A 14,783-nucleotide genomic window follows, 5' to 3' on the forward strand; every position below is an offset into this window, starting at 1 on the left:
GTCGAACACGGCGCAGGCAGGACCTGCGCCACTCAGAAGTGTTCGGCCGGATGCGCTGCGGGGTCGGCCCTGCTTGACGCAAGGAACGCGCCCGTCTGCCGCCCGCCCTCGCCTTTACGGCCGAGAATCGGACGGTGCGCGCGCCGCCCCGGGGGTGCCCGGACTGGGATGCGCGAAGGACGGTTTGGACGCCTCTGAAGGTCGCGCGGCGCAGCCGGGGATGCGTATAGAACACTTCGAAACTGGCCGCTACGGGTCTGGTGGCCGCGGAATCACGCATTCTCGGCGGGGCGGGCATAGCGTAAACGCGGGCGGTCCCCTCCCGCCTCGCGGAGACCCCTGCCCTTGGACCCCCGCCCTTGCGCCTGATCGCCGAGGACCTCGCCTGCCGGCGCTCCGGCCGCCGCGTCTTCGCCGGGCTCTCCTTCACCCTGGGGGCCGGCGAGGCGCTGACCGTGACCGGCCGCAACGGCGCCGGCAAATCGTCGCTGCTCGCGATCCTCGCCGGGCGGCTGCGGCCGGAGGTCGGGCGGCTCGCCGCCGAGGGCGTGGGCGAGCGCACGATCCCCGAATGCCTCCACGTCGTCGGCCACCGCGACGGTCTCAAAGGCGCGCTCACCGCGGAGGAGAACCTGACCTTCGCCCGCGACCTCCTCGGCGACGCCGATCTCGATCCCCGCGAGGCGCTGGCCCGCCTCGGCCTCGCCCACGCGGCGGGACTGCCGGTGGCCTACCTCTCGGCCGGCCAGCGCCGGCGGGTGGCGCTCGCCCGGCTCCTCGTCTGCCGCCGGCCGCTCTGGCTCCTCGACGAGCCGACCGCCGCCCTCGACGTCGCCTCGCAAGGGGCGCTCGCCGGGCTGATGCGCGCGCACCTCTCGGGGGGCGGCCTCGTGATCGCCGCCACCCACCAGGCGCTGGGTCTCGAGGGCGCGCGCGAGCTCTCCGTCGAGGCGTTCCGCACCGGCCGGTCCGAGGCCGCGGCCGATCCGTTCGCGGAGGCGCCGTGATGGGCCGCGCCTTCCTGGCGGTCGTCGCCCGCGACCTGCGGCTCGCCGGCCGCATCGGCGGCTCCGGCGCCCTGTCCCTGGTGTTCTTCCTGATGATCGTCGCCCTGGTGCCGTTCGGCCTCGGGCCCGACCTCAACCTGCTCGCGCGGATCGGGCCCGGCATCCTGTGGATCGCCGCGGTGCTGGCGACCTTGATCGGCCTCGACCGCCTGTTCCAGGCCGACGACGAGGACGGCTCCCTCGATCTGCTCTCCGGCGCCCCGGCGCCGCTCGAACTCCTGGTGCTCGCCAAGGTCACGGCGCACTGGCTCACCACCGGCCTGCCGCTGGCGATCGCCACCCCCCTGTTCGGGCTCCTCGTCGCCTTGAGCCCCACCGGCATGGCGGCGACGAGCCTCACGCTCCTCGTCGGCACCCCGGCGCTCACCTTCATCGGCGCCGTCGGGGCGGCGCTGACCGCTTCGATCCGCCGCGGCGGCCTGATCCTCGCCGTGGTTGTGCTGCCGCTGATGGTGCCGACCCTGATCTTCGGCGTCTCGGCCACCGATGCGGCGCTCGGCGGCACGGTGCCGTTCGCGACGCCGCTCGCCATCCTGGCGGCGCTCAGCCTCGCGGCCGGGGTAGTGGGGACAGTTGCCGCGGCGGCGGCGTTGCGGTGGGGGGAGTAGGGTCTCGGCCTGCCCGGCTACGCGGGGGATGCAGGGAAACCTCTAGGCCGAAAATGGCGTGGGGATCCCCCTCTCCCCGCGGGCGGGGAGAGGCCTTCACCCCCCTTGTCGGGGGTGAAGGGAGCAGCGAACCGCAGGTTCGCCGCGAGGGTGAGGGGGTGTTTCCGGAAGAGTCTCACTCCGCGATACCCCCTCACCCTCGCTCCGGCTTCGCCTGCGCTTGCCGTGCCCTCTCCCCGCCCGCGGCAGGGCTGTCCGGGGAAAAGAATGGCGCGCCTCCCCTTCCCCGTTTGGGAGAGGGGATCCCGCGCTTGATTTTAAAGAGGATTTTTCCGGACAGCCCTGTGCCCGCGGGGAGAGGGGGAAGACCCGTGCTTCTTCCCGCATGGTGCCGGTGGGACATGCGCTTTACATCCGCGCCCCGCCCGCCGGCTCGGTGCAGAGCGCGCCCAGCGCCTCGACCAGGCGGTCGGGGTTGAGGGGCTTTCGCAGGATCGGCAGGTCCGGCCACATCAGCCGCATCGCCCGCGGCAACACGCCGCCGGTGCAGATCAGGACCGGCACCCCTTTGCCGATCAGGCACTCGGCCGTCGGGGTCGCCTCGCCGTCGGCGAGGTTGAGGTCGAGGATCGCGACGTCGATCTCCTCCATGTCGATCAGCGCCAGGGCCTCGCGGTTGGTGCGGGCCGGGCCGACGGCGTGGGCGTTCGAGCCGGTCACGATCTCGGTCAGCTCCAGGGCGACCAGCGCCTCGTCCTCGACGATCAGCACCCGTCGTCCATCCAGCATCGCGATCTCCGTGGGTTCCTGGGCGGGCGAATCAGCGTCCGATCCGGGTCGCGGGGCGAGAGTGTGTCGCCGGCTCCGTTCGGTCAATCGCGCGAATGCGAGCCTCGCGCTTAAACGCTCCTTAACCATGACGACAGCATCGTCACCCTGGCCGTGATCGGACGCGGCGCGCCCCGCACGGGCGTGAGTCCGGACGGCCGGGTACGAGGCGCGGAGAGGCGGCGATGGGCGAGGCGGCGTTGGACATCCCGGGCCAGGAGACGAGCGGCCCGGATCTGAAGGAGCGGACCGGTCCGGACTTCGATCTGGTGCGGCGCCTGCTCCTGCCGCCGGGCTGGCTTGGCCCCCGGCCCTACCGGCTGCCCCCGCCCGACGACGACGGGATCGAGGAGGTCGACGATCTCGTCGCCCAGCTCGAGGCCGAGAACAAGGTGATGAAGGCCGTGCTGCGCTCCGAGCGCGAGGCCGCCGCGGAACTGCGCGCCCAGGTCGCGGCGCTCACGGTCCAGCAGGCCCACGACGAGGACACGCAGGAGGATCTGCGCGCCGATCGCGACCGCTGGGCCTCGCTGGTCGAGCGCCTGCTGTTCGCGCCGCGCTGACGCCGAGGTGGCCCCTCCCCCCGTCACGCCCCAGAGCCCGATCAGTCGCACGGAGACGGCCATGAGCCCCCGCTGCTCGCTCGTCGTCAACGGCAAGCCCGTCCGTGTGGCGACCGGCGACACGCCCCACGCCGCCGCCCTGCCCCGGACGGTCGCGGCCGGCCGCGACGGCGTGATCCAGGATTCCGTGCTGCAGGAGGTGCTGCCGCGCCTGCGCAACACCAGCCGCGCCCGGCCCCGCCTCGGCGAGGGCGCCGCGACCCGGCCGGGTCCCGCGCCCTCGCCGCTGGCGGTGCTGCGCACCGCCAAGCGCGCCGGCACGCTGCTCTCCCTGACGCCGCTCTCCGGCGCGGTGGTGGAGGTGGTGGTCACGGTCTCGCGCAGCCTCGACGTCGCCCCCGGCCAGGCCGTGGAGGTCGCCTTCGCGGGGCTGCCGGCCCGGCCCTACTGCCCGACCCAGCGCATCGACGGCAACACCGAGCTCAACGAGCTCGTCTTCCACCTGCGCCGCGACCGCGGGGCGCTCGGCCCCGCCCTCGGCGAGGCGGTGCATCCCGGCCACGCCGTGCGGATCAAGGGACCGGCCGGCGGCACGCCCTATCGCCCCGGCCCCGGTCGGCTGATCCTGGTCGCGGCCGAGACCGGCTTCGCGCCGATCTGGGCCATCGCCCGGGCGGCGCGTCACCTGGAAATCGGCCGCGAGATGGTGGTGGTGGCGGGTGCCGCCGACGCCGACGACCTCTACATGCGCCCCGCCCTCGACTGGCTGCGCGGCACCGGCGTGCAGCAGATCACGCTGGCGGCGAGCCGCGACCGCCGCGGTCAGGCGGACGTGCGCCACGGCCCCGTCACCGCCCACCTGCCGTCCTTGCGCGGCAGCGACACCGTCCACGCCGCCGGCCCGCCGGAGATCGTGCGGGCGGTGGAGCGGCTGTGCGACAGCGTCGGCGCCACCTGCGCCGCCCTGCCCTTCCTGCCGTCGCGCAGCCGGGCCCGGAGCCTCGTCACACCGGGGGATACGGGCGCGCAGTTCGGGTTGTGAAGCGAAGGGCTTACTTCAGCTCGGCCACCGGCACCGGATAGGCGTGCGGCCGACCCGCCAGCATCGCGTCGATGAGCGCCAGCACCTCGGCGCGCCCGACATTCGCCGCCTGCTCGAACGGCGTCCAGGTCTGGTGGAAGTCGAGGGCCGCGAAGACCGCGCGGTAGCGCAGCAGTTCGGCGTGGGTGAGCGGCACGCCGCGCACGAAGGCCTTGTGGGCCGAGATCGTCAGCGCCTCGCGCGGGTTCTCGGGGCTCAGCTCGAACTTGAGCGCGTCGCCGCAGAACACGATGCCGCGGGTCGTGTCGTGCAGCACGGCGTGGCCGTCGAAATGGCCGGCGGTGCGATGGAGGACCAGGCCCGGCAGCGGCTCCAGCGTGTCGTCGTAGGGCCAGGAGACCTGGAGCGCGGCGCTCCAGGTGAAGTCGGCGGCCGGCAGGCACAGTTCGGGGTCGAAGCGGTCCTGGATCTGGGGCAGCGCGCCGTAGCTGTGCGGGTGCGAGGCCGAGAGCACCTTCATGCCGCCCAGGGCCTCGATATGGTCGAGCGCCGCCTCGCTGAAGACCGGGCAGCCCTCGAAGCCCATGTTTCCTTCAGGCGTGACGATCAGGTAGGCGCTCGGCCCGATGCCGGTGACCGGCTCGTTCCAGAACTTCCACACCCCCGGCTCGACCTCTTCCCAATGGCACGGGAAGGCGCTTTGAGCCTCCGCCACGTCGCGGAAGCGCCAGCCGTCCTGCGGCACGACGTGTCGGGCGTCGAGGCACATCGGGCAGCTCGGCGGGGCCGCGAAGTGGCGCTGCCAGAATCCGCAATTGTCGCAGACGAAGCTCGGAAGCTTGAGGGCGCCCGCGAAGGGCAGGTAACCGGGCACGCGAGACCTATCGGGGAAGCCTTGGGGAGAGTTCCGAGATAGGGCGCGCGCCCTCGCCCGGCGACGGCGCTCCTCAGAACAGCCGCGGCAGGAGCCGTCGGCGGCGCCGGCCGAGGTGGCGTGCCGCGCCGGCACCGAGGGCGAGCGCCGCCGCGCCGCCGACGAAGAGTGCCGCGAGGCCGCCGACGAGGACGTCGCGCTGGCGGTCGGTGAAGAACTCGCTGCGGGTCGCCGTGGTCTTGTCGGCGAAGCGCCCGTCGATCGCCGCAGGTCCCGGTGCGGGCTCGAACAGGTTGCCGGGCTTGTCGGGCGCCGCCTCACCGATCTGCGCGTCCCAGCCGCCGGCCATCATCCGGTCGGAGAGCGCCGGCGAGACCACCTGCATCAGCCCCATCTGCACCGTCGAGCGGCCGACCCAGATGTCCCGGCGCCGGTTGTTCGCGGCGAACAGGATCGCGTCGGCGCAGAGGCGGGGGTCGAAGACCGGGGCCGGGATGTCCTGCTCCGCGCCCGTGCGGGTGCGGGCCCAGCCGAATTGCGGCGTGTTCACCGCCGGCAGGTAGACCACCGTCAGGTTGATGTCGACGCGCTCGTGCAGCAGTTCCGAGCGCAGGCCGTCGGTGAAGCCGGTCACCGCGTGCTTGGCGGCGCAGTACGGAACCTGGAGCGGCATCGACCGGAGCCCTAAGCCGGAACTCACCTGCACGACGGTGCCGCGGTTGCGCGGCCGCATGTGGCGGAGCGCCGCGAGCGTGCCCCAGACCTGGCTGAGATAGGTGGTCTCGGTGACCCGCCGCCACTCCTCCGGCGCGATCTCGGGCACCGGTGCGACGATCGACGACATCGCGTTGTTGACCCAGGTGTCGATCGGCCCGAGCTCGGTCTCGAACCGGTCGGCGGCGGCGTTCACCGCCTCGACGTCGGCCACGTCGGCCGAGATGCCCATCACGGCGCCGCCGTGCCGGCGCAACGCGGCCTCCGCGTCGCGCAGGCGCTCCTCGTCGCGGGCAATGAGGCCGACCGACCAGCCCTCCCTGGCAAAGGCGTGGGCGGTCGCCAGACCGATCCCCGCCGTGCCGCCCGTCACCACCGCCACCCGCGCCACGCGCACCTCCCGAAGGCTTAAGAAAAAGCTGCCGGGCAATGCGGTGAGTGGGCCGGAGGTTCGGGTGCGGCGGTGACGCACCGCCATTCGTCGAGACATTTCCGGCGCGGAAGACCCGTGTCCCACCCGCGACCTCATCCTGAGGTGCTGCTGCTTGCAGCAGCCTCGAAGGAGCGCTCCAGAAGTCTCCGGCGATCTCTGGAGGCCTCCTTCGAGGCTCACTTCGTTCGCACCTCAGGATGAGGCCGCGGGTGGGATGAGAAGTCCTCGACGTCGCGCTTCACGATCGCATGGGCCGCAACGCGACAGACCCCCGGACGGTCGCTCCGGGGGTCTGGTGAAGCGCGGGTGTCGGACGCGGGCGTTACCGCGCCGGCTCCGGCTCGCCGTGGTGGTCGTCCACCCCGCGCCAGCGGTTGATCCGGATCAGGATGTTGCGGATCACCACGTAGAAGACCGGGGTCAGGAACAGGCCGAACACGGTCGCGCCGAGCATGCCGAACAGCACCGCGGTGCCGAGCGCCTGGCGCATCTCGGCGCCCGGGCCGGTGGCGAAGGCGAGCGGCACCACGCCGAGGATGAACGCGAAGGCCGTCATCAGGATCGGCCGCAGGCGAAGCCGGCACGCCTCGACGGCGGCCGCCACGGGCCCGCGGCGCTCGCTCTCCTCGATCTGGTGGGCGAACTCGACGATCAGGATCGCGTTCTTGGCCGCCAGGCCGATGAGCACGATCAGCCCGATCTGGGTCAGGATGTTGTTGTCCTGCGCCCGGAACTGCACACCCGCCAAGGCCGCGAGCACGCCCGTCGGCACCACGAGCAGGATCGAGAGCGGCAGCGCCCACGATTCGTACTGCGCGGCGAGCACCAGGAAGACCAGCAGCACGCCGAGGGCGAAGACGTAGATCGCCGTGTTGCCCACCGCCTTCTCCTGGAACGCGATCTCGGTCCACTCGAAGCTCATGCCGTCGGGCAGGGTCTGGCGGGCGAGTTTTTCCATCGCGTCGAGGGACTGGCCCGAGGACACGCCCGGCCGCGAATCGCCCTGCACGGGAATCGAGTAGTACAGGTTGTAGCGCTGGACGATCTGGGGGCCCGAGATGTCGCGGATGTTGGCGAGCGTTCCCATCGGCACCAGCGCGCCGGTCGAGGAGCGAACCTTCAGCCGCTCGATGTCTTCCTTCTCCATCCGGTACTGGGCGTCGGCCTGGGCCCGGACCTGGTAGATGCGCCCGAAGGTGTTGAAGTCGTTGACGTAGGCGCCGCCGAGATTGACCTGGAGGGTCGAGAACACGTTGGCGAGCGGCACGTTCAGCATCCGCGCGACCGTGCGGTCGATGTCGAGGTAGATCTGCGGCGTGTCGTTGCCGAAGGTGGTGAAGACGCGGGTCAGCGCCGGGTCGCGGTTGGCCGCGCCGATCAGGTCGCCCGAGACCTGGAGCAGGCGGGCGATGTCCGAGCCCTCGCGGCTCTGCACCTGCATCTTGAAACCGCCGGCATTGCCGAGGCCGCGCACCGGCGGCGGCGGGATCGCGATGATCCGCGCCTCCTGGATCGGGGCGGTCTTGGCGAGCACGGCCTGCAGGATCTTGCCCGCCGTCAGGCCCTTCTCCAGGCGCTCCTTGAAGGGCTTGAGCGGCAGGAACATCACCGCGCCGTTGGTGGTGTTGGTGAAGGTGGCGCCGTCGAAGCCCGAGATCACCACGGTGTTGCCGACGCCGTCGATGTCGAGGGCGCGGCGCGACACCTCCTGGACGACGGCCGTCGTGCGCTCCAGCGACGAGCCCGGCGGCAGCTGCACCACGACGAGGAGGTAGCCCTGGTCCTGGAGCGGGATGAAGCCCGTCGGCGTGGTGCGCACGAGGTGCAGCACGCCGTAGATCACCCCGGCATAGAGCAGCAGCATCGCGAGCAGCGGCACCAGCCGCCCGGTGAGGAAGCGGACCGTCGCCGCGTAACCGTTCGCCGTCGCGTCGAAGCCGCGGTTGAAGGTGTTGGCCGCCCAGGCCCCGAACCGGGCGAGGAAGAAGCGCGGCCGGTGGTGCTCGGAATGGGGCTTCAGCAGCAGCTTGCAGAGCGCCGGCGACAGCGTCAGCGAGTTGAACATCGAGATGATGGTCGAGGCCGCGATGGTGAGCGCGAACTGCCGGTAGAACTGGCCCGAGATGCCCGGGATGAAGGCGGTCGGGATGAACACCGCCGAGAGCACCAGCGCGATGGCGACCACCGCGCCGCCGACCTCGTCCATGGTCTTGTGGGCCGCCTCGCCGGGCGACAGCCCCTCGGCCATGTTGCGCTCGACGTTCTCCACCACCACGATCGCGTCGTCGACGACGATGCCGATGGCGAGCACGAGGCCGAACAGCGTCAGGTTGTTGAGCGAGAAGCCGAGCAGCGCCATCACCGCGAAGGTGCCGACGAGCGAGACCGGAATCGCGATGATCGGGATGATCGCGGTGCGCCAGCTCTGGAGGAAGACCAGGATCACCACCACGACGAGGACGATCGCCTCGCCCAGCGTCTTGTAGACCTCGTGCACCGACTCGGCGATGAACTCGGTCGGGTTGTAGGCGATCTTGTACTCGAGGCCGGGCGGGAAGTCCTTCGAGAGGGTCTTCATCAGCGCCTGGACCTGCTCGGCCGCCTCCAGCGCGTTGGTGCCGGGGCGCTGGAACACGCCGATGCCGATCGCCGGCTGGCCGTTGAGGAACGACTTCGTCGTGTAGTCCTTCTGGCCGAGCTCGACCCGGGCGATGTCGGAGACCCGCACCAGGCGCCCGTCGGACGCTTTGACGATCACCTTGCGGAACTCGCTCGGGTCCTGGAACCGGCCTTGCGTCTGGACGGTGAGCTGGAACGCCTGGCTCGCCGGCGCCGGCGGCGCGCCGAGCGCGCCGGACGCGACCTGGACGTTCTGCTCCTGGAGCGCGTTGATCACGTCGGTGGTGGAGAGCTGGTAGGAGGCGAGCTTGTTCGGATCGAGCCACAGCCTGAGCGCGTATTCCGAGCCGCCGAACACCGTGATGTCGCCGACGCCGTTGAGGCGCAGGAGCGGATCGCGCAGGCGCAGGTAGATGTAGTTCGCCAGGTAGTTCTGGTCGAAGGTGCCGTCGGGCGACAGCACGTGCACGACCATCATCAGGTCGGGCGAGGACTTGCGGACCGTGACGCCGAGGTTGCGCACGTCGCCGGGCAGGCGCGGCTGGGCGACCGAGAGCCGGTTCTGGACCAGCACGTTGGCGATGTCGAGGTTGGTGCCGAGCGCGAAGGTGACGGTCAGCTGCATGTTGCCGTCGTTGGTCGACAGCGACGACATGTACAGCATGTTGTCGACGCCGTTGATCTCCTGCTCGATCGGCGTCGCGATGGTGGCCGCCACGGTCTCGGCGTTGGCGCCGGGGTAGGAGGCGCGCACCACCACGGTCGGCGGCACGATCTCGGGGTACTGCGAGACCGGCAGCGAGATGTACGAGACGTAGCCGATGATCAGGATGACGATCGAGGTCACCGAGGCGAAGATCGGCCGGTCGACGAAGAAGTGGGCAAAACGCATCGGTGGGCCTCTCGCGCCCCTGTATGGGCGTGGCGCTCCCTCGCGGGGTGCTGGCGTCCTGATGGAAGCGCCGCCCGGATGGGCGGCGCGTGTCGTTACTCGCGGACCGGCGGCAGGTCCTTGCGCTCGGGCGTCACCTTCGCGCCCGGGCGCACCCGGGTCAGGCCCGTGACCACGATGGTCTCGTCGCCTTTCAGCCCGTCGCGCACCACCCGGTAGCCGTCGATCTTCGGGCCGGGGCGGATGTTGCGCGGCTGGACCACGTTGTCGTCGCCCACCACGTAGACGAGGCGCTTGTCCTGGTTGGCCGCGATGGCGTCGTCGGGGATCAGCACGCCGCGATAGGGCTTCGAGGCCGGCATGCTGACGATGCCGAACAGGCCGGGCTTGATGAAGCGGTCGGGGTTCTCGACGGTCGCGCGCAGCAGCACCGTGCCGGTCGCCTCGTCGACCCGGTTGTCGACGAAGTTGAGCACGCCCTTGCGGGTGGGCTTGGCCTCGCCGGTCAGCGCCACCAGGATCGGCACGGTGTGCTCGTTCTGGGTCGCCCCCATGCCGATCTTGAGGGTGTTCTGGTAGGCCAGGAACGAGCGCTCGTCGACCGTGAACGAGAAGTAGATCGGGTCGAGGGAGACGATCGTCGTCAGCAACGTCTGGTCGGTGATGACGATGTTGCCCTCGGTGACGTTGCGCTGCGAGATCCGCCCCTCGATCGGCGAGCGCACCTCGGTGAAGTCGTAGTTGAGCTGGGCCTGGCGCAGGGCCGCGGTGGCGTTGTCGACGTCGGCCTGGGCGGTCTGCGAGTTCTGCCGGCGCTGGTCGGTGACCTGCTCGGAGATGTTGCCGGACCGGCTCAGGGTCTGGGCGCGCTCGAGGTCGGTCTGGCTGAAGTTCAGCCGGGCCTTGGCCGAATCGAGGGCGGCGGTCGCCTGGTCGAGGGCCGCCTTGTAGGGCCGCCGGTCGATGGTGAAGAGCAGGTCGCCCTTCTTCACCACGGCGCCGTCCTGGAAGTGGATCTTCTGCAGGTAGCCGGTGACCCGGGCCCGCACCTCGACGTACTCGATCGCGTTGAAGCGGCCGGTGAAGTCGTCGTGCTCCACCACCTCCTTGACCACGGGCTTGGCGACCGTGACCGTCGGGGGCGGCCCGCCGGGAGCCTGGGCCCGCGCCGGGATACCGGCCATCAGCAGGAGCGCCGGGATCACCGCCGCCAGCCTCAGCCTGCGCATACTCACTCTCCCGTTCATCTCGTGCATGCGGCCCCTCGGACGCGCGAAGAGACGGGCCGGGGCCCGTCCGCGTCGAGGGGTGGCCTTGAACGGGAACCACGCCGTGCCGGCGCGGCCCTCCCGGGGGCCTTCAGGGGTCGAACCGCCCGCGGGCGGAAGGATATTTCAGCTATTCCACGGTCTCGCCGGCATTGGCCCAGTCCTTGAACCCGCCGGCGTAATGCTCAGAGAGGGGGATGCCCTGGCTCTGGAGGTACTGCAGCGCCCGCGCCGAGCGCACGCCGGCGGCGCAGGACAGGACCGGCCGGCGGCCATCCGCGGCGATCAGGGCCTGGAGCCGCTCGACGTCGAAGCTCGAGAGCGGAAAGGAGACGGAGCCCGGAATGTGGCCCGCCTCGAACTCGTTGGGCTCGCGCACGTCGATCAGCAGGACCGATCCGTCCGCCAGGCCGCCCTTCACCGCATCCCGGTCCCAATCGACGATCGCCATTGTCTCACCCGAAGCGTCGACCCAGCGCCGACCCACGATCATAATCGGCGCGTCCGACACTTGTCACCGCGACGCGACGGAGCGGTGACGAATGCGATAAATCATCATCGCTCAGCGTTGCAAGTGCGACCGTCCCGCGGCCGGGGGTCGTCTTGTGCGCTGCCGCACAAGCTGGATTCGGCTTCGCCGCCGCCGCTGTGTAGGAACGCCGCGACTGCGTCCCCCCTCGGCGGGGACTTCATCGCTCACGGTGTCACCCAAGGGTCTCTTGCAAGGTCTCATGCGCCCGCATCCCGTCGCCCTCGACCTCACCCGCCTCTTCACCCGCCTGCGCCACGCGAGCCCGACCGGGATCGACCGGGTCGACCTCGCCTATGCCCGCCACCTCCTGGACCAGCCCGGCCCGCGCTTCGGCGTGGTCTCGACGCCGCTCGGCCCGAAGGTGCTCGACCGGGCGCAGATGGCCGCCCTCGTCGAGGCGGCGGTCGCGGCCTGGACCGAGGAGGTCACCGCCGGCGACGACCCGGTCTACCGCGACCTCGCCGCCCGGCTCGGGCTGCCCGTGCCCGCGGCGGGCCCGAGGACCGCGAGGCCGGACCGTGCGCGGGCGCGCCGCGAGCGCCAGCTCCGGGCCTGGCTCGCGGCGTTCCGGTCGCCGGGCCCGGAGCGCGTGCCGATGAACGCGCTCTATCTCCACACCTCGCACCTGCGCCTCGACAAGCCGGCGCGGTTCGACTGGCTGTACGACCGGCCCGACATCCGGCCGGTCTTCTTCATCCACGACCTGATCCCGATCGAGTACCCCGAATACGGCCGCCCCGGCGAGGACGAGCGGCACCGGGTGCGGATGGAGACGGTGGCGCGCCACGCGCAAGCCATCGTGGTCAACTCGGCCGACGTGGGCGCGCGCTTCTCCGCCCACCTCGCCGGCCTCGGGCGCCGGGTGCCGCCGGTCACCGTCGGGCCGCTCGGCACCGAGGCGGCGTTCCATCGCGGCCCTTCATCTGCCCCGGCCCGGCCGTTCTTCCTCGTCTGCGGCACGATCGAGCCGAGGAAGAACCTCATCAGCCTCCTCACCGCCTGGCGCGAGTTGGAGAGTCGGCACGGAGAGGCGACGCCGCGCCTCGTCGTCGTCGGCCGGCGGGGCTGGGAGAGCGAGAACGTGATCGACCTCCTGGAGCGCTGCCCAGCGGTGCGCGCCCACGTCGTCGAGGCTTCCGGCCTCTCGACCGCCGGGCTGGTGCGGCTGATGGGCCACGCCACCGCTCTCCTGATGCCCTCCTTCGCCGAGGGCTACGGCCTGCCGGTGGTGGAGGCCGCCGCCAGCGGCCTGCCGGTCGTCGCCTCCGACATCCCGGTCCACCGCGAGATCGCCGGCCGCTTCGCGGAGTTCCTGCACCCGCTCGACGGCCTCGGCTGGATGCGGGTGGTGGAGGACCTGGCGGCACCGGGCTCGGGGCTCCGGGCCGAGATGGCGGAACGCCTCGCGGCCTACCGGGCGCCGACCTGGGAGGACCATTTCGCCCGGGTCGATCCGGCGCTCGGGGCGCTCGCGGGGTGAGGGGTCGGGGCGGTTTTGCGCCCTGGCTGCCGCACGGCTAAGGTTGTGCACGAATTCCCAAGGCCGTCCTGCTCCTCCGGGTACTGGGCCGGGCGCGGCTCCCCTCTCCCTTGTGGGAGAGGGGCCGGGGGTGAGGGTGACACGGTTCAGTGTAAAGCTCGAACCGTCGTGCTGGCAGCGTGACGCCCTGCGCTTCACACGGAACCGTAGCACCCTCGCGCGATCTTCGATCGCCCCTACCCCTCTCCCACCCGGGAGAGGGGATCCCGCGCTTGACCCGGCACCGGACGGAGGGGCGACAGGCTCCACCGGACCGCACGCCATGACCGACTCCCCCTACCCCCGCGACCTCGTCGGCTACGGCCGCACCCCGCCGCACGCGCGATGGCCCGACGGCGCCCGCATCGCGGTGCAGTTCGTCATCAACTACGAGGAGGGCGGCGAGAACTGCCTGCTCCACGGCGACCGGGCCTCGGAGGCGTTCCTGTCGGAGATCGTCGGCGCGCAACCCTGGCCGGGCCAGCGCCACATGAGCATGGAATCGATCTACGAGTACGGCGCGCGGGTCGGGTTCTGGCGCCTGCACCGGCTCTTCACCGAGCGGGGGATGCCGGTGACGGTCTACGGCGTCGCCACCGCCCTCCAGCGCAATCCGGACGCGGTCGCGGCGATGCGCGAGGCCGGCTGGGAGATCGCCTGCCACGGCCTCAAGTGGATCGACTACCGCGACTTCTCCTACGAGGAGGAGAAGGCCCACATGAGCGAGGCGATCCGGATCCACACCGAGGTGACGGGCGAGCGCCCGCTCGGCTGGTACACGGGGCGGACCTCGGAGAACACCCTGCGGCTGGTGATGGAGGAGGGCGGCTTCCTCTACTCGGCGGATTCCTACGCCGACGACCTGCCCTACTGGGTCGAGGGACCGCGGGCGCCGCAGCTCGTCGTGCCCTACACGCTCGACGCCAACGACATGCGGTTCGCCACCCCGCAGGGCTTCAACGCCGGCGACCAGTTCTTCTCCTACCTGCGCGATTCCTTCGACGTGCTCTACGCCGAGGGCGCCGAGACCCCCCGGATGCTGTCGATCGGCCTGCATTGCCGCCTCGTCGGCCGGCCCGGGCGCATCGCGGCGCTCGCCCGCTTCCTCGACCACGTCGCGGCGCACGACGACGTCTGGGTGACCCGGCGCGTCGACATCGCCCGGCACTGGGCAAGAACCCACGCGCCCGCCGGCCTGACCCCGAGCCGGATGGGCCGGGCGCTGTTCGTGGAGAGCTTCGGCGACGTGTTCGAGCACTCGCCCTGGGTGGCCGAGGGCGCCCACGCGGCCGGGCTGTCGGGGATGCAGGACTCGGCCGACGGGCTCCACGCCGCCATGGTCGAGGTGATGCGGGGAGCCGAGCCGGAGCGGCAGCTCGCCCTGATCCGCGCCCATCCCGACCTCGCCGGACGGGTCGCGGCGGCCGACCTCGCGCCGGAATCCCGCGCCGAGCAGGCCTCGGCCGGGCTCGACGCCCTCGACGCGGAGGGCCGCGCCCGCTTCCTCGACCTCAACGAGCGCTACCGCGCCCGCCACGGCTTCCCGTTCGTGATGGCGGTGCGCGGCAAGGCCCCGGACGAGATCCTGTCACAGCTCGCCGAACGGCTGGACAACGCGCCGGAGGACGAGCGGGCCCGGGCGCTCGCCGAGATCGAGACCATCGCGCTGCTGCGGCTCAAGCAGCGGCTGCCGTCGCTGCCGGATGTCTTTTCCACGACGGCGTGAGCGTCCTTGCCGGGATCTGAAACCCGCCTTGTCATCCCGGGGCCGCGCAGCGGAACCCGGGATGACCCTGTGGAGTAGAACCGCTAGGTGAAGCCGGC

12 protein-coding genes are annotated in these 14,783 nt (G+C 71.5%); 6 read left to right on the top strand and 6 right to left on the bottom strand.

Features of this window, described 5'->3' with window-relative positions; translation table 11 throughout:
- The first annotated feature begins 359 nt into the window (after positions 1–359).
- Together ccmA and ccmB are read left to right on the top strand one after the other, a co-directional pair.
- On the top strand, positions 360–1,007 hold the full coding sequence (gene ccmA, locus ACS5PV_RS27880) for a heme ABC exporter ATP-binding protein CcmA (RefSeq protein ID WP_455398589.1): 648 nt from the start codon (positions 360–362) through the stop codon (positions 1,005–1,007).
- Positions 1,007–1,675, top strand: a complete 669-nt coding sequence (gene ccmB / locus ACS5PV_RS27885; protein WP_455398590.1) for a heme exporter protein CcmB — start codon at positions 1,007–1,009, stop codon at positions 1,673–1,675. The genes ccmA and ccmB overlap by 1 nt, the downstream gene beginning before the upstream one ends.
- A gap of 408 nt (positions 1,676–2,083) precedes the next feature.
- On the opposite strand, the gene ACS5PV_RS27890 is transcribed toward ccmB, so the two are convergent.
- Positions 2,084–2,464 (bottom strand): response regulator, encoded by a 381-nt coding sequence (locus ACS5PV_RS27890; RefSeq protein WP_455398591.1) that lies wholly within the window; start codon positions 2,462–2,464, stop codon positions 2,084–2,086.
- A gap of 224 nt (positions 2,465–2,688) precedes the next feature.
- On the opposite strand from ACS5PV_RS27890, the gene ACS5PV_RS27895 reads away from it, so the two are divergent.
- Together ACS5PV_RS27895 and ACS5PV_RS27900 are read left to right on the top strand one after the other, a co-directional pair.
- Complete coding sequence (locus ACS5PV_RS27895) at positions 2,689–3,066, top strand: hypothetical protein (protein WP_455398592.1); 378 nt, start codon at positions 2,689–2,691, stop codon at positions 3,064–3,066.
- Positions 3,067–3,127: 61 nt separating this feature from the next.
- Entirely contained in the window at positions 3,128–4,108 is a 981-nt protein-coding gene (locus ACS5PV_RS27900; protein WP_455398593.1) for an oxidoreductase, read from the top strand.
- Positions 4,109–4,118: 10 nt separating this feature from the next.
- On the opposite strand, the gene ACS5PV_RS27905 is transcribed toward ACS5PV_RS27900, so the two are convergent.
- The 5 genes from ACS5PV_RS27905 to ACS5PV_RS27925 all read right to left on the bottom strand — a co-directional run bounded on the left by ACS5PV_RS27905 (position 4,119) and on the right by ACS5PV_RS27925 (position 11,359).
- A complete protein-coding gene (locus ACS5PV_RS27905; RefSeq protein ID WP_455398594.1) occupies positions 4,119–4,982 on the bottom strand; it encodes a hypothetical protein in 864 nt (287 codons plus the stop codon).
- Between the two features lie 73 nt (positions 4,983–5,055).
- Positions 5,056–6,087, bottom strand: a complete 1,032-nt coding sequence (locus ACS5PV_RS27910; protein ID WP_455398595.1) for an SDR family oxidoreductase — start codon at positions 6,085–6,087, stop codon at positions 5,056–5,058.
- Positions 6,088–6,451: 364 nt separating this feature from the next.
- Positions 6,452–9,640, bottom strand: coding sequence for an efflux RND transporter permease subunit (locus ACS5PV_RS27915; RefSeq protein ID WP_455398596.1), 3,189 nt, complete (start codon positions 9,638–9,640; stop codon positions 6,452–6,454).
- Positions 9,641–9,735: 95 nt separating this feature from the next.
- Complete coding sequence (locus ACS5PV_RS27920; RefSeq protein WP_455398597.1) at positions 9,736–10,869, bottom strand: efflux RND transporter periplasmic adaptor subunit; 1,134 nt, start codon at positions 10,867–10,869, stop codon at positions 9,736–9,738.
- Positions 10,870–11,038: 169 nt separating this feature from the next.
- Entirely contained in the window at positions 11,039–11,359 is a 321-nt protein-coding gene (locus ACS5PV_RS27925; RefSeq protein ID WP_455398598.1) for a rhodanese-like domain-containing protein, read from the bottom strand.
- Between the two features lie 280 nt (positions 11,360–11,639).
- Between ACS5PV_RS27925 and ACS5PV_RS27930 the strand changes: the two genes are divergently transcribed.
- Together ACS5PV_RS27930 and puuE are read left to right on the top strand one after the other, a co-directional pair.
- A complete protein-coding gene (locus ACS5PV_RS27930; protein WP_455398599.1) occupies positions 11,640–12,920 on the top strand; it encodes a glycosyltransferase family 4 protein in 1,281 nt (426 codons plus the stop codon).
- A 322-nt stretch (positions 12,921–13,242) separates the two neighbouring features.
- Complete coding sequence (gene puuE, locus ACS5PV_RS27935; protein WP_455398600.1) at positions 13,243–14,685, top strand: allantoinase PuuE; 1,443 nt, start codon at positions 13,243–13,245, stop codon at positions 14,683–14,685.
- Positions 14,686–14,783: the final 98 nt, after the last annotated feature.

Source organism: Methylobacterium sp. Gmos1, from assembly GCF_053764715.1.